Origin of the sequence: Bacillus sp. LK2 (assembly GCF_001043575.1) — a bacterium.
In the GTDB taxonomy this organism is placed as follows: Bacteria; Bacillota; Bacilli; order Bacillales; family Bacillaceae_G; genus Bacillus_A; species Bacillus_A paramycoides.
The window spans coordinates 134,270-152,321 of record NZ_LDUK01000021.1; the positions used below are offsets into that span (position 1 = coordinate 134,270).

At 35.7% G+C, this 18,052-nt stretch carries 22 protein-coding genes; 7 read left to right on the forward strand and 15 right to left on the reverse strand.

Features of this window, described 5'->3' with window-relative positions:
* Positions 1-61 precede the first annotated feature (61 nt).
* The 3 genes from pyc to VK90_RS15585 form a co-directional block, all read right to left on the reverse strand.
* Positions 62-3,508, reverse strand: a complete 3,447-nt coding sequence (gene pyc, locus VK90_RS15575) for a pyruvate carboxylase (protein ID WP_048374024.1) — start codon at positions 3,506-3,508, stop codon at positions 62-64.
* Between the two features lie 330 nt (positions 3,509-3,838).
* Positions 3,839-5,017, reverse strand: coding sequence for an FtsW/RodA/SpoVE family cell cycle protein (locus tag VK90_RS15580; protein ID WP_048374025.1), 1,179 nt, complete (start codon positions 5,015-5,017; stop codon positions 3,839-3,841).
* Positions 5,018-5,142: 125 nt separating this feature from the next.
* Complete coding sequence (locus VK90_RS15585) at positions 5,143-5,430, reverse strand: YlaN family protein (protein WP_048374026.1); 288 nt, start codon at positions 5,428-5,430, stop codon at positions 5,143-5,145.
* Between the two features lie 150 nt (positions 5,431-5,580).
* Between VK90_RS15585 and VK90_RS15590 the strand changes: the two genes are divergently transcribed.
* A complete protein-coding gene (locus VK90_RS15590) occupies positions 5,581-6,078 on the forward strand; it encodes a hypothetical protein (protein ID WP_048374027.1) in 498 nt (165 codons plus the stop codon).
* 47 nt (positions 6,079-6,125) lie between these two features.
* Here VK90_RS15590 and VK90_RS15595 read toward each other — a convergent pair whose 3' ends face one another.
* Both VK90_RS15595 and VK90_RS15600 read right to left on the reverse strand, forming a co-directional pair.
* Positions 6,126-7,454 carry a PhoH family protein gene (locus VK90_RS15595; protein ID WP_048374028.1) on the reverse strand — a complete coding sequence of 443 codons (1,329 nt, stop codon included), beginning with the start codon at positions 7,452-7,454 and terminating at the stop codon, positions 6,126-6,128.
* Between the two features lie 246 nt (positions 7,455-7,700).
* A complete protein-coding gene (locus VK90_RS15600; protein ID WP_048374029.1) occupies positions 7,701-8,156 on the reverse strand; it encodes a pyridoxamine 5'-phosphate oxidase family protein in 456 nt (151 codons plus the stop codon).
* Between the two features lie 145 nt (positions 8,157-8,301).
* On the opposite strand from VK90_RS15600, the gene VK90_RS15605 reads away from it, so the two are divergent.
* Positions 8,302-8,502, forward strand: coding sequence for a YlaI family protein (locus VK90_RS15605; protein WP_002173197.1), 201 nt, complete (start codon positions 8,302-8,304; stop codon positions 8,500-8,502).
* A gap of 35 nt (positions 8,503-8,537) precedes the next feature.
* Here VK90_RS15605 and VK90_RS15610 read toward each other — a convergent pair whose 3' ends face one another.
* The 3 genes from VK90_RS15610 to typA form a co-directional block, all read right to left on the reverse strand.
* Positions 8,538-8,813: a hypothetical protein gene (locus VK90_RS15610; protein ID WP_025147751.1), complete on the reverse strand. Its 276-nt coding sequence runs from the start codon at positions 8,811-8,813 to the stop codon at positions 8,538-8,540.
* A 14-nt stretch (positions 8,814-8,827) separates the two neighbouring features.
* Positions 8,828-9,130, reverse strand: a complete 303-nt coding sequence (locus VK90_RS15615) for a YlaH-like family protein (RefSeq protein WP_002173199.1) — start codon at positions 9,128-9,130, stop codon at positions 8,828-8,830.
* A gap of 156 nt (positions 9,131-9,286) precedes the next feature.
* Complete coding sequence (gene typA, locus VK90_RS15620; RefSeq protein ID WP_048374030.1) at positions 9,287-11,131, reverse strand: translational GTPase TypA; 1,845 nt, start codon at positions 11,129-11,131, stop codon at positions 9,287-9,289.
* Positions 11,132-11,271: 140 nt separating this feature from the next.
* Here typA and VK90_RS15625 point away from each other — a divergent pair, with 140 nt between their 5' ends.
* Positions 11,272-11,451 carry a DUF5325 family protein gene (locus tag VK90_RS15625; protein WP_048374031.1) on the forward strand — a complete coding sequence of 60 codons (180 nt, stop codon included), beginning with the start codon at positions 11,272-11,274 and terminating at the stop codon, positions 11,449-11,451.
* Between the two features lie 45 nt (positions 11,452-11,496).
* On the opposite strand, the gene VK90_RS15630 is transcribed toward VK90_RS15625, so the two are convergent.
* Together VK90_RS15630 and VK90_RS15635 are read right to left on the reverse strand one after the other, a co-directional pair.
* Positions 11,497-12,288, reverse strand: coding sequence for an inositol monophosphatase family protein (locus VK90_RS15630; RefSeq protein ID WP_048374032.1), 792 nt, complete (start codon positions 12,286-12,288; stop codon positions 11,497-11,499).
* 88 nt (positions 12,289-12,376) lie between these two features.
* Positions 12,377-12,565 (reverse strand): hypothetical protein, encoded by a 189-nt coding sequence (locus VK90_RS15635; protein WP_001250168.1) that lies wholly within the window; start codon positions 12,563-12,565, stop codon positions 12,377-12,379.
* Positions 12,566-12,770: 205 nt separating this feature from the next.
* On the opposite strand from VK90_RS15635, the gene VK90_RS15640 reads away from it, so the two are divergent.
* Positions 12,771-13,397, forward strand: a complete 627-nt coding sequence (locus VK90_RS15640) for a YktB family protein (protein ID WP_048374033.1) — start codon at positions 12,771-12,773, stop codon at positions 13,395-13,397.
* 80 nt (positions 13,398-13,477) lie between these two features.
* Here the strand turns inward: VK90_RS15640 and VK90_RS15645 are convergent, their stop codons facing one another.
* Positions 13,478-13,747, reverse strand: a complete 270-nt coding sequence (locus VK90_RS15645) for a UPF0223 family protein (protein WP_025147747.1) — start codon at positions 13,745-13,747, stop codon at positions 13,478-13,480.
* A 383-nt stretch (positions 13,748-14,130) separates the two neighbouring features.
* Here VK90_RS15645 and speA point away from each other — a divergent pair, with 383 nt between their 5' ends.
* Positions 14,131-15,603 carry an arginine decarboxylase gene (gene speA / locus VK90_RS15650; RefSeq protein WP_025147746.1) on the forward strand — a complete coding sequence of 491 codons (1,473 nt, stop codon included), beginning with the start codon at positions 14,131-14,133 and terminating at the stop codon, positions 15,601-15,603.
* 75 nt (positions 15,604-15,678) lie between these two features.
* Positions 15,679-16,509 carry a protein-glutamine gamma-glutamyltransferase gene (locus VK90_RS15655; protein WP_048374034.1) on the forward strand — a complete coding sequence of 277 codons (831 nt, stop codon included), beginning with the start codon at positions 15,679-15,681 and terminating at the stop codon, positions 16,507-16,509.
* Between the two features lie 36 nt (positions 16,510-16,545).
* Here the strand turns inward: VK90_RS15655 and VK90_RS15660 are convergent, their stop codons facing one another.
* The 4 genes from VK90_RS15660 to VK90_RS15675 all read right to left on the reverse strand — a co-directional run bounded on the left by VK90_RS15660 (position 16,546) and on the right by VK90_RS15675 (position 17,526).
* On the reverse strand, positions 16,546-16,674 hold the full coding sequence (locus VK90_RS15660; RefSeq protein ID WP_000536785.1) for a GapA-binding peptide SR1P: 129 nt from the start codon (positions 16,672-16,674) through the stop codon (positions 16,546-16,548).
* Between the two features lie 44 nt (positions 16,675-16,718).
* On the reverse strand, positions 16,719-16,847 hold the full coding sequence (locus VK90_RS15665) for a GapA-binding peptide SR1P (protein WP_002173207.1): 129 nt from the start codon (positions 16,845-16,847) through the stop codon (positions 16,719-16,721).
* A gap of 59 nt (positions 16,848-16,906) precedes the next feature.
* A complete protein-coding gene (locus VK90_RS15670) occupies positions 16,907-17,035 on the reverse strand; it encodes a GapA-binding peptide SR1P (RefSeq protein ID WP_000536778.1) in 129 nt (42 codons plus the stop codon).
* A gap of 194 nt (positions 17,036-17,229) precedes the next feature.
* Entirely contained in the window at positions 17,230-17,526 is a 297-nt protein-coding gene (locus VK90_RS15675) for a DUF3055 domain-containing protein (protein ID WP_048374035.1), read from the reverse strand.
* 133 nt (positions 17,527-17,659) lie between these two features.
* Here VK90_RS15675 and VK90_RS15680 point away from each other — a divergent pair, with 133 nt between their 5' ends.
* Positions 17,660-18,052 carry a DUF1885 family protein gene (locus tag VK90_RS15680; RefSeq protein WP_025147743.1) on the forward strand — a complete coding sequence of 131 codons (393 nt, stop codon included), beginning with the start codon at positions 17,660-17,662 and terminating at the stop codon, positions 18,050-18,052.

The following is an 18,052-nucleotide window of genomic DNA, read 5'->3' on the forward strand; positions in this document are numbered from 1 at the left end:
TCGGCAAGGTATTATTTGCAACAAAAAAAGAGCTGCTTTCGCACAGCTCTTTTTCTTTATTTTAATGATCTAATTCAATGAGTAAATCTCCCGTTTGAATTGCATCACCATCATTTACATATACTTTCTTCACTTTACCATTGAATGGTGCTTGAACCGTCGTTTCCATTTTCATTGCTTCTGTAATTGCCATAGAATCGCCTTTTTTCACTTCATCGCCTTCTTTTACAACTACTTTAACAACAGTTCCTGGCATCGTTGCGCTAATGTGATTTGGATTTTCACGGTTTCCTTTCACACGTTGGGCAACTGTTGCTTTCACACTTTCATCTTTCACAACAATCTCACGTGGTTGACCGTTAAATTCCAAGTAAAGAACACGATTTCCATCTGGCTGCGGTTCTCCAATTGATACTAGTTTAACCATCAATGTTTTACCTTGTTCGATTTCCACATCAATTTCTTCACCAAGTCTCATACCATAGAAGAATGTCGGTGTATCAAGCACAGATACGTTTCCATAAAGTGCGGCAACTTTTTCGTAGTCCATAAATACTTTCGGATACAATGCATATGCGACTACATCAAAAATCGTTACTTCTCGCCCAAGTTTATGGTATAACTCTTCTTTTAAAGCATCGAAATCTACTGGCTCTAATAATTCACCTGGTCTTACTGTTAATGGCTCTTTCCCTTTTAAAATAATTTTTTGTAATTCTTTCGGGAAACCACCATATGGTTGACCTAAATCTCCAGAGAACATTTCAACAACAGATCCCGGGAAGTCCATAGAATGTCCACGCTCTAAAATATCTTGTTCTGTCAGATGATTTTGAACCATAAATAATGCCATATCACCAACAACTTTAGATGACGGTGTTACTTTTACAATATCTCCAAACATGTCATTAACACGACGGTACATTACTTTAACTTCATCAAAACGATCTCCTAAACCAACCGCCTTCGCTTGTTGTTGAAGATTACTATACTGTCCACCTGGCATTTCGTGCATATACACCTCTGTGTGAGGAGCGTTCATACCACTTTCAAATGGCGCATAGTATTTACGTACATCTTCCCAATAATGAGATAGTTTTTCTAATGAGTCTATATTAACATCTGGTTGTCTTTCATTTCCACCTAACGCATAGTATAGAGTATTCGCACTCGGTTGTGACGTTTGACCAGCCATAGAACTCACCGCTACATCAACAATGTCAACGCCTGCTTCAATCGCTTTCGTATACGTTAAAATACCATTTCCGCTAGTATCGTGTGTATGCAAATGAATTGGAATCGACACCGTCTCTTTTAATGCTGAAACTAAATCATATGCTGCATTCGGCTTTAATAAGCCCGCCATATCTTTAATTCCTAAAATGTGAGCTCCTGATGCTTCCAGCTCTTTCGCTAAGTTTTTATAATAATTTAAATCATATTTGGTGCGTAATGGATCGTGAATGTCTCCTGTGTAACACATTGTCGCTTCTGCAATTTTACCAGTATCTCGTACAGCATCAATTGCAACTCTCATACCTTCTACCCAGTTTAAGCTATCAAAAATACGGAACACATCAATTCCAGCTTGAGCGGAACATTCTACAAATTTTTGAATTAAATTATCTGGATAGTTTTTGTATCCAACTGCGTTTGAAGAACGAAGTAACATTTGGAATAAAACGTTCGGCATTTTTTCACGAAGATCTAGTAATCGTTCCCATGGATCTTCTTTTAAGAAACGATACGCAACATCAAACGTTGCACCGCCCCACATTTCTGCGGAGAATAAGTTTGGCAACATTCTCGCTGTTGGCTCTGCGATTTGATGTAAATCTTTTGTACGAATACGCGTTGCAAGTAAAGATTGATGTGCATCACGGAATGTTGTATCCGTTAAAAGCACACGTTTTTGATCTTGAACCCACTTTACTAATCCATCCGCCCCGCGCTCATCTAAAATTTGTTTCGTTCCGTTTTGAATTGGTTCTGAGTGTTTTACACTTGGTATACGAGCATCTGGGAAAATTGGCTTCTCTTTTTTCCCTACTCCTGGGAAGCCATTTACTGTTACTGTACCAATGTAATTTAACATTTTTGTTCCGCGGTCTTTACGTTTTGGGAACAAGAACAGTTCAGGTGACGCGTCAATAAATGAAGTGTCATATTCTCCCGATAAGAAGTTTTTATGTTTTACTACATTCTCTAAGAATGGAATATTTGTTTTAATACCACGAATACGGAATTCTTTTAAGTTACGTTCCATTTTTGCAGCAGCTTGTTCAAAAGTAAGCGCCCAAGTTGTAACTTTTACAAGTAAAGAATCATAGTACGGTGTAATAACTGCACCTTGGAAACTATTACCTGTATCAAGACGAACACCAAAACCACCGCCTGATCGATATGCCATAATCTTCCCTGTATCAGGCATAAAGTTATTAAGCGGGTCTTCTGTCGTTACACGAGATTGAATGGCATAACCATGTACAATAATCTCATCTTGTTTCGGCACACTTACAATCTTACTATGTAAAGCATGTCCATCTGCAATTAAAATTTGTGATTGAACAATATCAATTCCTGTAATCATTTCTGTAATTGTATGTTCTACTTGAACACGTGGATTTACTTCAATAAAGTAAAACTCATCACCTTTTACTAGGAATTCAACTGTTCCAGCATTTAAATAATTCACATTTTTCGTTAACTTTACTGCAGCATCACAAATTCGCTGACGCAAATCATCTGAAAGCGACACGCTCGGTGCAATTTCAACTACTTTTTGATGACGTCGTTGTACAGAGCAATCACGCTCATATAAATGCACAACATTACCTTCTTCATCTGCCAAAATTTGTACTTCTATATGTTTAGGTTTTTCAACGAATTTTTCAACGTAAACTTCATCATTACCAAAAGCTGCTTTTGCTTCTGATTTCGCACGATTATACGATTCTCTTAATTCTTCACTAGTGCGCACGATACGCATACCACGACCACCGCCACCAAGCGATGCTTTAATAATAATCGGGTAATCATACTTTTCAGCAAATTCTGCGACTTCTTCTAATGAATTTACTGGACCATCACTACCAGGAATAACTGGAATTTGTGCTAGCTGCGCTTGTGTTCTTGCTTTAACTTTATCTCCAAACATATCTAAATGCTTACTTTTTGGACCGATAAAGATAATCCCTTCTTCTTCACAACGTTTTGCGAATTGAATATTTTCTGACAAGAAACCATATCCAGGGTGGATTGCATCTACATGATTACTTTTCGCAATCTCAATAATGCCTTCAATATCTAGATAAGCATCAATTGGCTTTTTCCCTTCCCCAACTAAATAGGACTCATCGGCTTTATAGCGATGATAAGAACCACTATCCTCTTTCGAATAGATTGCAACTGTGTTTAATCCAAGTTCTGAACATGCTCGAAATACACGAATTGCAATCTCTCCACGGTTAGCTACCAATACTTTTTGAATACGTTGCAGCTTTGTCATGATTTTCCCCCTCTACTTTCCTACCACTCTAGAGATAAAATACATACACACTCTAAAGAGCGTGAAGTTCTTCACTTTCTACATTATATTATACTTAGAAAGCTTCACTTTATTTTTATTCATCATACCTTATTTTTCAACAAATGATAAGTTTTCTGATCAATTTGTTTCACAAAAATAGTATAGCATACCTCTTCGTTTTCTAACAACCTTATTGTATATCACATTAATTTATATATGATATATTTTTAACCATAATAACAAATTAGTATATCACATTAAAGGTGATCGAAATAAAAAGCACACTGAGCTTTTTAGCCCAGTGTGCTTTTATTTTACAACAACAAGATGCGGTCCACCTTGTTCTCTTTCTTTAGTCATTTCGTTTTGTTGCTTCTCTTGTTGTTTTACATGACTAGCAATATTCAATAGTATACCCATTGCAAGTAGATTTGCTAATAAGGAACTACCGCCATAACTTATAAATGGCAAAGGCACACCTGTAAGTGGTATTAATCCAGACATGCCACCTACGTTAACAAACGTTTGAATCCCAAATAAACTAGCAATACCAATTGCTATTAAGCTTCCAAATGGATCTTTACACTTTTGAGCAATCCTGAATGAACGAATGATAATAAGTAGCAAACAAATTAAAATAACAGCCACACCAATAAAACCAAGCTCTTCAGATATAATTGCCATAATAAAATCCGTTTGCGGTTCTGGTAAGTATCCATATTTTTGTACACTGTTTCCTAGTCCTCGACCGTTTAGTCCTCCTGAAGCAATTCCAATAAAAGAATTTATTAGCTGGAATCCATCATTTTGAGGATCATTAAATGGATCAAGAAAGACTGAAAAGCGAGCTTTTTGGTACGCACTTAACTTAAAGTTAGCTAGCAAATAAAGAGATGGAACCCATATTATAGAAGTTAAAACAATTCGTTTTATCCACAAATTGATCCGCACTCCCGAGCAAAGAAACATAATTCCAACTGTTCCCCCAATTAACAAATCGGTACCTAAATCATTTTGCTTTAAAATTAAAAGCATTGCCAATCCAACAAAAGCAAGCGTAACTCCCGATCCTTTAAAAACAGGCGTATCTGTCTCTTGTCTTCTTGCAAAAAAACGAGCTAAAATAATAATAATCGATATTTTAACAAATTCAGCGGGCTGTATACCTAATATCCACCCTTTTGCACCATTTATTTCCTGACCGAAAGCCAATGCTGCTGCTAATAAACCAAGACTACCTATTCCCATTGCCAATAGAACTATTCGCTTTCTCCAAAGTTTATAAGGAATAGAAATGATGATCGCTAACATTATTGTTCCAACAGCCAGAGCTACTAATTGCCTTTTAAAAAAGTAATTTGCCGGCCAATTATGCCTCGAAATCGCAACAATGGAACTAGAACTATATACCATTATTACTCCCAGCACACATAAGATAACAAGAGGAAGTAATAATGAATAATCCATTGACTTCCATACTTTTTTCATTTCATTTCCTCTTTCTGTGTCAATTTAATTATTGTTGTATTCCATATGTATATAGGTTCTTCCTGCTTTATTATACAAATAAAAAGCCCAAACTATTTCAGTTTGAGCCCCCTTATTTGAACCCGTTATTGTTGTTTGTTTGTAGATGCTTCATGAAGTGCAGATACCTCACGTTCGAGCTCTCCTAACATTGCTTTCCCTTGTTCTTCTGCAATAAGACCAAGGCGAACCGCAAAATCGACCTCTCGGGATAGTCCAAACATTTGTGTGTCTAACACTTCTTCATATAATGGACATTGCGGCATTGTAAGATGGTCCATTTGCACCTTAATAAGTCTTAAGATCTTCTCCGCATCCGCTTGTAGAAGGGCAAGTGCCTTTTCCTGATGATTTGATACTGTCTCAGACGCCAAATTGATTCCCTCCGTTTCCGTCCTACTCTCTCTTATCTATTAATATTAGCGATAGTTTTAATAAAATGCAATAGAAACATTTTTTGTGACAACAGTGTCTAATACTATTATACTGAAAAGTGGGAGTATAACACAAATGGGGGAACAACAATGAGCGAAATTTTATTTATTAATGGAAAAGTTCGTTTTCCGATCACTATCGATCCAACTGTTTGGATTTTTGATGACCGGAAAGTAGATTTAACAACTTACTTTGATGAAACTAGAGAAGAAATATCCGAATTAGAAACATACTTAAAGCATACTTCAGAACATTGGGATCGTGAAATCCGTGATGGTGCTGCCTTCCCACCAATCCAAAAAAGTGTAAAGAAATATAAAAAAGAACAGCTTATTACCGGTACATTCGGTATACCATTTCATCCATTTCTTACGAACGCTGAACTTTCAGACGATGCTACTCAAGTCGTAATTGAAACAGTAGACAATACAGTTACACTTCCATTAGAAACAGTCGAAAAAGCTATTCTTGGTTTTTCAAAAGAAGGAAAACCGTTAAGAGAAGACGGACCTGTTCATCTATATTTCCATGATGGATCTAATAGACAAAATCCAATCCGTAACATCCGTAAATTTACAATTATTTAATTGTATAGTTAAACGGTAAAAAGGAGTGAGCTTATGCCCACTCCTTTTTATAATAAATCCGCTGCTAGTTGAGCTAAATTAGAACGCTCTCCTTTAACAAACTTTACATGACCACTAATACGTTGTTCTTTAAACTTCTCTACAACATACGTTAAACCATTATTATATTCATCTAAATATGGGTGATCAATTTGCTGAGGATCTCCCATTAATACAATCTTACTTTTTTCTCCTACCCTTGTTAATATCGTCTTTACTTCATGTTTCGTTAAGTTTTGCGCCTCGTCAATTATAATGAACTGATCTGGAATACTTCTCCCGCGTATATAGGTAAGTGCTTCTACTTCAATCGAACCCATCCCAGCTAAAATAGCATCTAGCTCTCCAGGCTTTTTCGTATTAAATAAATACTCTAGATTATCAAAAATCGGCTGCATCCACGGTCTTAACTTTTCTTCTTTTTCTCCTGGTAAATAACCTATATCTTTTCCTACCGGAACAATTGGTCTCGCAACAAGTAGTTTTTTATATAACCCTAAATCTTCCGTTTGCATTAGTCCCGAAGCTAATGCAAGTAACGTTTTTCCTGTACCTGCTTTCCCTGTTAACGTTACAAGTGGAATATCTTCCCGAAGTAACAATTCTAATCCCATAATTTGCTGTACGTTTCGCGGACGTATCCCCCACACTTGCTCATTGTGAAAAATAAGTTTCTTTACCTTCTTACCTAAGTGATCGACAATCCCTAGTGCGGAGCTAGAGCCACCTAGCGCATCCTTCATTACAACAAATTGATTTGGATAAAAAGGATGGTTTGCAATTTCAGATAAAGGTAGTTCACCTTTTTCATAAAAATAATCTAATTGTTCTTTTGATATATACCCTTCTAAAAATCCTGAATATATATTTTCCACTTCAATTACTCGATCACTTAAATAATCTTCAGCCTGCAATCCGATTGCATCGGCTTTTACCCTTACGAGCACATCTTTACTTACTAAAATAACTGATTTCCCATCCTCTTTTTCTTGTTCTTCTAAAGAGAGGTTTTTCGCTACAGCTAAAATTCGATTATCATTTGTTTTTTCTACAAAGATATCTTGCAGTTGAACAAATGAGCGATGATTTAATTCAATACGAAATGTACCGCCGTTTTCTAGCGGAATACTTTCATGCAGCTTTCCTATTTCACGAAATTTGTCTATTAACTTAGATACATAGCGAGCATTTCGTCCTACTTCATCCATATAACGTTTTTTCGAATCAACCTCTTCTAATACAACTGCTGGAATCACTACTTCATTTGTTTCAAATGAAAAAATAGATAAAGGATCCTGCAAAAGTACATTCGTATCTAACACATAAATTTTATCCAACCTGTTACCCCCTGACTCCACTTTTAAATTTGTAGAACAAGGGTTTCATCCATAAAGTATGGACGAACCATTGTTATAATTATATGTACCGTATAAACGAGGTAGAATCGAAATTCATAGAAATTAAACCTTTTCTTTATTTTTTATTCATTTCTATTCAATATATTACTTTTAATTATAATTTTTCACATTAAATCACAATACTCAATTACAAAAGTTAATGAACTAATTTCCTATTAACCCCATTTATAATCCTTTCATGCCTACTAACACTTGACTATCAAGCTTTTTCGCAGCTCGAAGATCATATGTTTTTTCATATGCTGGTTCTGTAGCAAGTTTCGCTCCATAAAACATAACATCACGAACTTCTTGCACATTTACTTCTATTACAGTTAATTTCAGAGGAATCCCTTCCATTCTATCTGTTAAAATTTCACCTTCACCACTTATGGAAAATACGGATTCATTCGCCATTATAGTCAAAACCACCCCTGCATTATGCCGCATATTTTCCACAATACGTGAGCGTTGATCTACCGCAAATCGAATACTAGTTTCACTCACTGCATATACCCAAGAAATAGCACTTACGTTAGGCATTTGTTTTTCAAAATCTGTCGTTGCTATCATAACGATACATTCTTTACGTAACGATTGTACTAAATCATCTGTCAATGTAGGCTCTACTACATTCGCCATATTTCCACCTCCAAATATTCTTTCTATATCCTTATCATAACTTATTTTTCGAATTGCGAAAATATTATTTTTTCCGGCTATTATTCAAAAACATTATGCTTCCATGATATACTTATACTGATAGAATTCGTATTGAGGTGACGAAATGAGAGTCAAATGTATGATTTGTGATAAAAAAGATATGTTAGATGACGAAAATCCTATGGCAAAAAAACTGCGTAATCGCCCTATTCATACATATATGTGCATGGAATGTACGGAACGAATTGCAGATCGTACTATGGAGCGCCATGCAAGTGGTAATTTCCGATTATATCGTGATAAAAAAGTAGAAGACGATTGGTAGATCGTAAATAAGTCCTTAATCATATAGATAAGGACTTATTTGTATTTTTCTGGTTCACGATTCATCTGATCCAAAAAACAATCAATTGCTTCTACTGGAAATCTTGCACACCTCATTTCCCCATCAATTTCATATGTAATCAAATACATTTCCTCGTTCTTTTCAACTTCTACATTTCTTAATTTATGCTCTTCATATATCATATTTTGAAATAATAAATACGTTTCTTGTGCGGCATTATCATCTGGACGTGCTTCCGCAACCGTTTTAATTGTTAACCAATTATATAGTGCATCTTGTACTGAGCGCATGGAAGTCCCCCTTTTCACCCTGCTTTTTGTTGTCTAGCTTGACGTAAACGCAGTCTATAAATTCCAAGTACAATTGCCGCCACAACGAGCCCTTCTCCAACAGGTAAAAAAACTGCAAAGAAAGTTAATACCGTGCATCCAATTGCTAAAGATGTATATATCACTATATTTTTCAGTACCGATAGTTTCCTTGCGAATCCTAAATTATATACAAGTGCACTTAATATAATAATTGTTCCATAAAGCAACCACATCCCTAGTTCTGGATTTTCATCGACTTTGCACAATTTCGCGAAAAATGACATTCTTTCTAACACTACCTTTCACCCCTTCTCATGAAAACAAATTCTCTTTATGTACTTAATACTAGATTAACCCGCAAAAAAAATACTGTCCACAAAAAGAGTAAATATTCTAAAAAAATAAACAAAATAAAAACAGCTACCTTTATAAAAGGTAGCTGTTCTATTATTTTACGCTTCAACAGATTTCTTTTTCTTAGCAGCTCTTTCGCGCTCGCTCTTATCAAGAATCTTTTTACGTAGACGAATTGATTCTGGAGTTACTTCACAGAACTCGTCATCGTTTAAGTACTCTAATGACTCTTCTAAAGTCATTAAGCGTGGTTTTTTCATTGTTGAAGTTTGATCTTTCGTCGCAGAACGAATGTTAGTTTGTTGTTTCATTTTTACAACGTTAACTGTTAAATCATTCTCACGTGTATGTTCTCCAACGATCATACCAGCATATACTTCTGTACCTGGTTCAACGAAGATTACACCGCGATCTTCAACTTGCATAATACCGTATTGTGATGCTTTTCCTGTTTCAAGTGAAACTAGAACACCTTGACGACGTCCACCAACTTGTCCAGCATGTACTGGTTGGTAGCAATCAAATGTGTGGTTTAAAATACCGTAACCACGAGTTAATGTTAAGAATTCTGTTGTGTAACCAATTAAACCACGTGCTGGAACCATGAAAGTAAGGCGAACTTGACCGTTTCCGTTATTCACCATATCTAACATTTCACCTTTACGTGCACCCATTGATTCCATAATAGAACCAGTGTATTCTTCAGGCACATCGATTTGTACGCGCTCTACAGGCTCACATCTTACGCCATCAACATCTTTAATAATTACTTCAGGCTTAGATACTTGTAGTTCATAACCTTCACGACGCATATTTTCAATTAAGATAGATAAATGTAACTCTCCGCGTCCAGATACGATCCATGCATCAGGAGAATCTGTATTATCTACACGTAAACTTACATCTGTTTCTAATTGTGAACGAAGACGCTCTTCAATTTTACGAGATGTAATGTATTTACCTTCACGACCTGCAAATGGGCTGTTATTTACAAGGAATGTCATTTGTAGTGTTGGCTCATCAATACGTAATAATGGTAAAGCCTCTTCATGCTCAACCGGACATACCGTTTCACCTACGTTAATGTCTTCCATACCTGAAACAGCTACTAAATCTCCAGCTTTTGCTTCTTCAATTTCTTGACGTTTTAATCCAATGTAACCAAATAATTTAGTTACACGGAATTGTTTTACACTTCCGTCAACCTTCATTAATGCAACTTGTTGTCCTACTTTCATTGTACCACGGAATACGCGTCCAACCCCGATACGACCAACATAGTCATTGTAATCAAGAAGTGCTACTTGGAATTGAAGTGGCTCTTCGCTGTTATCAACTGGTGCTGGAATATGTTCAACGATTGTGTCAAACAATGATTTCATATTCTCTTCTTGATTTGCTGGATTTGAATCTAAGCTTGCTGTTCCGTTCATTGCTGATGCAAATACAACCGGGAACTCTAATTGATCTTCGTTTGCACCAAGTTCGATGAATAAGTCGACTACTTCATCAACTACTTCATCAGGGCGAGCGAAGTCACGGTCAATTTTGTTTACAACAACGATTGGCGTTAAATTTTGCTCAAGAGCTTTCTTTAAAACAAATCGTGTTTGTGGCATACAACCTTCATATGCATCAACAACAAGTAGAACACCATCAACCATTTTCATGATACGTTCTACTTCTCCACCGAAGTCAGCGTGACCAGGTGTATCTAAAATGTTAATTCTTTTATCTTCATAGTGAATCGCAGTATTCTTCGCTAAAATTGTAATACCACGTTCTCTTTCTAGATCATTTGAGTCCATTGCGCGTTCTTCAATGTGTTCATTCGCACGGAACGTCCCCGCTTGACGTAATAACTGGTCAACAAGTGTTGTTTTACCATGGTCAACGTGGGCAATAATTGCTATATTTCGTAAATCTTGTCGTTTTTTCAACATGTCCAACTCCTAATGTCTTTTTAATCCTTCTCTATTATAAGAGCGAAGGGGATACAATGGCAATCAAAATAAAATCAAGAATGAAAATATAGTTGTATTCTTACTTTTGTGAAAGTAAAATGAGATTGGAGGGTGAAGAAATGGAACACATTCAATATCGCTTTTTATTAACAGCAATTATCGGTGTTATCTTCTTAATTGGTATCGGTATTATGATTGCTGAAAATAGTCCCATCGGTATTATTATTTGCATTATCGGCACATTTGTTACAGTTGGATACGGTTTTGCAACAAAAAGAAAAATGCGTAAATCGCAATAACACTAAAAAGTAAGAAGCTTCTTTTATAGCCTCTTACTTTTTTTGTTACTGCGATACAAATGGGAATAACTCCTCGTATACTCCTGGCTTCGCAACTAACACACTGCTCTTCTCTACGATAGAAAGAGGAGCTCCTGAGAAGGTTGTTACCCTCCCGCCAACTTCTTCTACAATAATCTGTCCCCCGCCAAAGTCCCATGGTGATAATCGCGGTGTTACATATGCATCTAATCTCCCTGTTGCAACGTATACCATTTCTAACGCTGCACAACCATAAGACCTCGTACCTCTCGCTTTCTTAACGAGCCTCATCATTTTTTCCATATTAAGTAATGGGTTTTCGGTAAGCCATACCGCATTTAGAGCTATAATTCCCTGTTCTACTGTTCCTTCTTCCAGCGGAGGAATAGATAAATCATTACAAAAAGCGCCATTTCCCTTTACCGCATGATACAATTCGTCATGAACTGGATCATAAATAAGACCAATCTTTCCGATACCGTTCTCATAAATCCCAATTGAGATTGCGAAATTCCTTTTTTGATGAACAAAGTTCATCGTGCCGTCAATTGGATCAATTAACCAAACAACCCCATTAGAAGAAGTAATCTCATCTCCGTAGCCCTCTTCTCCTAAAATATTATGAGCCGGGAATGTTTCTTTAATTTTCCCAATTAAAAACTGCTCCGTTTCTCGATCCATGTTCGTTACTAAATCAGCTGCATTGGATTTTGTTTCTATAATAAGTGCTTTTTTCAGTGAAGCCATTAAACGTTCTCCCGCTTCTCGAATCCACTGTTTCGCGTGTGTATCGATGTCTTTCCATACCTCTTGCATGTTTAAACACTCCGATCTATACTGTTCACAGAAAAAACGAACCCTTTATAAGGTTCGCACCAACTAATTTTTTATACATATACTATTATTACGCTTCTAAACGAATCATTTCAAGTCTTAACACTTCTAATTTTTGTACGCACTCTTCTTTTTTCTGTTTGTCGTTCTCCATCATCGCATCGTATAAAGTTGCTAATTCATAATCTAGCTCCAAACGTAGCACCGGAATTCTTTTTTCAGCATCTGTTCTCTTTAACGCATTAATCACCTGTCTCATTTTTTTGCCTCCTCCCAATATTCGTCTGCCCTCGGACTAGAATTGATTCAATTTTCTGATTTTTTGTTTTATACTATACTATGTTGGATAAATCATCTATGCAACAAAATTATATTTTTTTATTTAAATTTTTTTGTGCTGTTTTTTTTATGAATAGTACAAGCTATGCTAAAATTAAAACAAAATAGGAGTTGGAGGAACAATCATGACACTACAAACATTCACATCAACTGATTTTGAAGTCTTTACTGTTGATGGTCTTGAAGAACGAATGAGCGCAATTAAAACGAATATTCATCCTAAGCTAGAAGCTTTAGGGGAACAGTTTGCAGAATATTTATCACAACAAACTGATGATAACTTTTTCTATCATGTAGCAAAACATGCACGCCGCAAAGTCAATCCACCAAACGATACTTGGGTTGCTTTTTCAACAAATAAACGTGGATATAAAATGTTACCACACTTTCAAATTGGTTTATGGGGTACTCATGCCTTCATATACTTTGGTTTAATCTATGAGTGTCCACAAAAAGTGGAGACGGCTCACGCCTTCTTAGAACATTTAAATGATTTAAAAACAAATATTCCAAATGACTTCGTTTGGTCCATTGACCATACTAAACCAGGTGTAAAATTACATGAAACGCTTGAAACAGAAGACTTACAAAAGATGATTGAACGTTTAGCTACTGTGAAAAAAGCAGAATTATTAGTCGGTATTCATATACCACCAGAGGAGTTTTCAGCAATGACCAACGAACAATTCCTTGCTAAGATTGAATCTACGATGCAATCACTCCTTCCTTTATATGCACTTTGTAATCGATAGCAGAAAACGGACAATTTATATTGTCCGTTTTTAGTTGTTATCACATTATAGCACTTTGTATTTTATTTTTCAAAATTTTTTTACATTTTTACAATCTTTTGTTCCGCTACTTCTTTTGCTTTTTGAATCGCACGATATATAGAATATCCACTTACTTCTTGAAATTCTTTATCTATTTTTTTCTCCGCTGCCTTCGATGGCACAATCTCTTTAAAACGACGATATAATTCCATCAAATCTTCTCTCAAAACTCCTTTTTCATATACTTTTTCAATCGCTTCATAAAACTTTACAACTGCTACCATTTCTTCATTTGACCAATCGTAGTCAAGTGGATATTGATATTCCATTTTTGCACCTCATTCAGTATTCTTTCTTTTTCCATTATGCTACCTTTAAGAGAAACTTTTATTCTTCACTATAGCCACTCTGCATTATACACCATTTATTCATTTCAATGGAATTGTCTTCCTCTTTGCGGTATTTAAAATATAACTATTAAACATACTCACCTTGAAAATGAATTTTTTCTATACATCTATAATTATTGGTGATATAATGCTTTTGTTTTATAGAAAATAAAGTGAGACTACCATCCCCAAAAAGGCTTTTGTGAATGGCAGAAAAACAAGTCACGTTCTAAAAGTATGTCATCTTAATTTCCTTTTAGAATGAGATGAAATCATATAAAACAAACTCTAATAAATATTACAAAGAAGAAGGGGTGTATAGATTGTCCCAATACGAAACACCATTGTTTACCGCTTTAGTTGAGCACAGTAAGCGAAATCCAATTCAATTCCATATTCCTGGTCATAAAAAAGGACAGGGCATGGATCCTACATTTCGCGAATTTATTGGGCATAATGCATTAGCAATTGATTTAATTAATATTGCGCCGCTCGATGATTTACATCATCCAAAGGGTATGATTAAAGAAGCACAGGATTTAGCAGCCGCTGCTTTCGGTGCAGATCATACATTCTTTTCTATTCAAGGTACAAGTGGTGCAATTATGACAATGGTGATGAGCGTTTGCGGTCCTGGGGATAAAATCCTCGTGCCACGAAATGTGCATAAATCAGTAATGTCAGCTATTATTTTCTCAGGTGCAAAACCAATTTTCATGCATCCTGAGATTGATCCGAAGCTCGGTATTTCACATGGGATTACAATTCAATCTGTCAAAAAGGCTCTTGAAGAGCACTCAGATGCGAAAGGTTTACTTGTTATAAATCCAACATATTTTGGGTTTGCTGCAGACTTAGAGCAGATTGTAGAATTAGCTCATTCTTACGATATTCCTGTACTTGTTGATGAAGCTCACGGTGTTCATATCCATTTTCATGATGAACTGCCGATGTCAGCTATGCAAGCGGGTGCAGATATGGCAGCAACAAGTGTTCACAAATTAGGAGGGTCTTTAACCCAAAGCTCTATTCTTAATGTAAAAGAGGGTCTTGTTAACGTAAAACATGTTCAATCCATTATTAGCATGCTTACGACTACATCAACTTCTTACATTTTGTTAGCATCACTTGATGTTGCTAGAAAACGTCTTGCTACAGAAGGAAAAGCTCTCATAGAACAAACAATACAATTAGCTGAACATGTTCGTGATGCTATAAATGTTATTGAGCATCTTTATTGTCCTGGAAAAGAGATGCTAGGCACAGATGCTACTTTTAACTATGATCCTACAAAGATAATTGTATCTGTAAAAGATTTAGGTATTACAGGCCATCAGGCTGAAGTATGGCTTAGAGAACATTTCAACATTGAAGTCGAACTCTCTGATTTATATAATATACTTTGTCTTGTCACTTTTGGTGATACAGAAAGTGAAACAAATATACTTATTAGAGCATTACAAGATTTAGCAGCAACATTTAGAAATAGAGCGGATAAAGGTGTTCAAGTACAAGTAGAAATACCCGAAATACCTGTGCTAGCACTTTCTCCTAGAGATGCTTTTTATTCAGAAACGGAAGTCATTCCATTTGAAAACGCAGCAGGTCGTATTATAGCTGATTTTGTTATGGTTTATCCGCCAGGGATTCCAATCTTTACTCCGGGGGAAATTATTACACAAGAAAACTTAGAGTATATTCGTAAAAATTTAGAAGCTGGGTTACCTGTACAAGGCCCAGAAGATATGACATTACAAACATTACGTGTTATTAAAGAGTACAAGCCTATCAGTTGATAGGCTTTTCTTTCACCTTTTTTTCTTTTCCTCATACGATACTAAAGAATGTAACGTATAGGTGGGGATACCATTATGATTGTGATAGGCCGTTCTATTGTACACCCTTATATCACAAATGAATATGAGCCATTTGCAGCTGAGAAACAACAAATTTTATCCATAATGGCGGGAAATCAAGAAGTTTATTCCTTCCGAACAGCTGATGAACTCAGCTTTGATCTTAATTTACGAGTTAATATTATTACTTCCGCGCTAGAACTTTTTCAAAGTGGCTTTCAGTTTCGTACATTTCAACAATCTTTTTGCAACCCTCAGTTTTGGGAAAGAACATCACTTGGAGGGTTTCAACTCCTTCCAAACGTACCACCCTCTATTGCCATCCAAGATATTTTTAAAAATGGAAAACTATATGGAACTGAATGCGCCACCGCAATGATTATCATTTTTTACAAAGCATTACTAGCATTATATGAGGAAGAAACTTTCAACCGTCTATTCGCGAACCTTTTACTTTATACATGGGACTACGATCGCGACTTAAAGCTCATAACAAAAACGAGTGGCGATATCGTTCCAGGTGACCTCGTTTACTTTAAAAACCCACAAGTGAATCCAGCTACGATTGAGTGGCAAGGAGAAAACACAATCTATCTAGGAAATTCCTTTTTTTACGGACATGGTGTAGGCGTAAAAACGAAAGAGGAAATTATTTATTTATTAAATGAACGAAGGGTTCCTTACGCTTTTATTTCAGCTTATTTGACCGATTTTATTACTCGTATTGATAGTCGTATTATGAGTCACTACGCTTCTCCTAACACGCCACAAACAGCGATAGGATTTATCCCTATTAGAGATGATGCAATCGTTGCAACAGTTGGACATACAACTACAATCTATTAAAAAAACGCCTACACAAGTAGGCGTTTTCTCTTATCATTAAGCTTTTGTATGTTCTTTATGGTCACATTCGCAATGAGATCCACACTTCCCATAAAGTACTGTTGATTTTTCATCTTCAAAATGTGCGATTGTTCCTTCACAAACTTGGCATACGATTGTTCCCATTTTCATGTCCCCCTGAGTTTTAAGAATAATCTACTTATATATGATTAAGCTTTCGCATTGTCTCTACTAGCACAGTCACAATTTGATCCACATTTCCCATAAAGTACTGTCGTTTTCTCATCCTCAAAATGTGCGATTGTTCCTTCGCAAACTTGACATACGATTGTTCCCATTTTTCATTTCCCCCTAAGTTTATGGTCCTAAAAACTTTTAGCTGTCCATTTCCTATCAATTATTGGGCTTTTGTATGCTCTGTGTGATCACATCCGCAAGATCCACATTTCCCGTAAAGTACCGTTACTTTCTCATCCTCGAAGTGTGCAATTGTACCTTCACAATCTTGACATACGATTGTTCCCATTTTTCATTTCCCCCTAAGTTTATAATCCCAAAAACTTTTGTAACCGCTTAACTTTCTGTCTTTATTTTAATATGTTATACTTTTTACGTCAATAGGTTTTTAGTATAACACATTAAATATTTTTAATTTTAATTAGTATGCGATATTAACATGAAAAAACAGCCATATCCATACGTACGACTGTTTCTCATTAATTATTCTTCATACTCCGCATGTAAAGATGTAGACGGAACAAGAAATTTAAAAAACTGAGCTACCTCCTCGGCTTCCTCTTCCGATCCTAACTTAAAAGTTTCTTGTATATATTGAACATTCTCCACATCATCTCGTCCAAGCAAAGTCGATCTTCCTGTTTGCATGCAAACAATGAGTGGCTTTCCAAAAAACATATTGGTATAAATAACTCCAAAATCATAGCGTGTATCATGCGTCATAAACCCTAAAAATCGTACCTTCACACTTTCATGCTCATCATACAATTTTTCAAACATTAGTTTCCACCTTTCTAAGTAACACTTCCTACTCATAAATATATTAAACAAAAAAAGTAATACTCCTTTTAATTGTCAAAAAATTCAGTAGGATGTAGAATTATATTATTCTACTAAGCTAGGGGGAATTTATATGCAACATGCCTTTATCACACTTGTACCTAAATCCAATAAACAATCTGTTTCAATAGAAGATGTAAAACACCTTTTTCATTACTATAAAACCATCACCTCCAAGACTGGTGATCAAATTAATTATACTTATACAAATACAGCTTTTCCTTATGAAATATTAGATACATCAGCAACAACATTAAAACTTCAATCTAGTCACGATCGATATGATTCAATTTATGTTGGAATCGGGATAGAAAATGAACAATCTTTCATTCAGATTTCTTTACCCACTACAGCAACATTCGGTGATAAAGGAAAAGCAAACGAATTTAGCCGTTTTCTAGCGAAGAAATTAGAAGGAGAGTTACAATTATTTAATGGAAGAACAATGTATTTCTATAAACGCTAA

Bases quoted from the DNA above. Each gene is read 5' to 3' on its own strand.
- VK90_RS15655 (WP_048374034.1), top strand. From the start codon at position 15,679: ATGATTGTGATAGGCCGTTCTATTGTACACCCTTATATCACAAATGAA.
- VK90_RS15630 (WP_048374032.1), bottom strand. From the start codon at position 12,288: ATGCAAGAGGTATGGAAAGACATCGATACACACGCGAAACAGTGGATT.
- VK90_RS15640 (WP_048374033.1), top strand. From the start codon at position 12,771: ATGACACTACAAACATTCACATCAACTGATTTTGAAGTCTTTACTGTT.
- VK90_RS15670 (WP_000536778.1), bottom strand. From the start codon at position 17,035: ATGGGAACAATCGTATGTCAAGATTGTGAAGGTACAATTGCACACTTC.
- VK90_RS15680 (WP_025147743.1), top strand. From the start codon at position 17,660: ATGCAACATGCCTTTATCACACTTGTACCTAAATCCAATAAACAATCT.
- VK90_RS15590 (WP_048374027.1), top strand. From the start codon at position 5,581: ATGAGCGAAATTTTATTTATTAATGGAAAAGTTCGTTTTCCGATCACT.
- VK90_RS15665 (WP_002173207.1), bottom strand. From the start codon at position 16,847: ATGGGAACAATCGTATGTCAAGTTTGCGAAGGAACAATCGCACATTTT.
- VK90_RS15605 (WP_002173197.1), top strand. From the start codon at position 8,302: ATGAGAGTCAAATGTATGATTTGTGATAAAAAAGATATGTTAGATGAC.
- VK90_RS15660 (WP_000536785.1), bottom strand. From the start codon at position 16,674: ATGGGAACAATCGTATGCCAAGTTTGTGAAGGAACAATCGCACATTTT.
- VK90_RS15600 (WP_048374029.1), bottom strand. From the start codon at position 8,156: ATGGCGAATGTAGTAGAGCCTACATTGACAGATGATTTAGTACAATCG.
- VK90_RS15610 (WP_025147751.1), bottom strand. From the start codon at position 8,813: ATGCGCTCAGTACAAGATGCACTATATAATTGGTTAACAATTAAAACG.
- VK90_RS15635 (WP_001250168.1), bottom strand. From the start codon at position 12,565: ATGAGACAGGTGATTAATGCGTTAAAGAGAACAGATGCTGAAAAAAGA.
- VK90_RS15625 (WP_048374031.1), top strand. From the start codon at position 11,272: ATGGAACACATTCAATATCGCTTTTTATTAACAGCAATTATCGGTGTT.
- VK90_RS15645 (WP_025147747.1), bottom strand. From the start codon at position 13,747: ATGGAATATCAATATCCACTTGACTACGATTGGTCAAATGAAGAAATG.
- VK90_RS15675 (WP_048374035.1), bottom strand. From the start codon at position 17,526: ATGTTTGAAAAATTGTATGATGAGCATGAAAGTGTGAAGGTACGATTT.
- VK90_RS15580 (WP_048374025.1), bottom strand. From the start codon at position 5,017: ATGAAAAAAGTATGGAAGTCAATGGATTATTCATTATTACTTCCTCTT.
- pyc (WP_048374024.1), bottom strand. From the start codon at position 3,508: ATGACAAAGCTGCAACGTATTCAAAAAGTATTGGTAGCTAACCGTGGA.
- typA (WP_048374030.1), bottom strand. From the start codon at position 11,131: ATGTTGAAAAAACGACAAGATTTACGAAATATAGCAATTATTGCCCAC.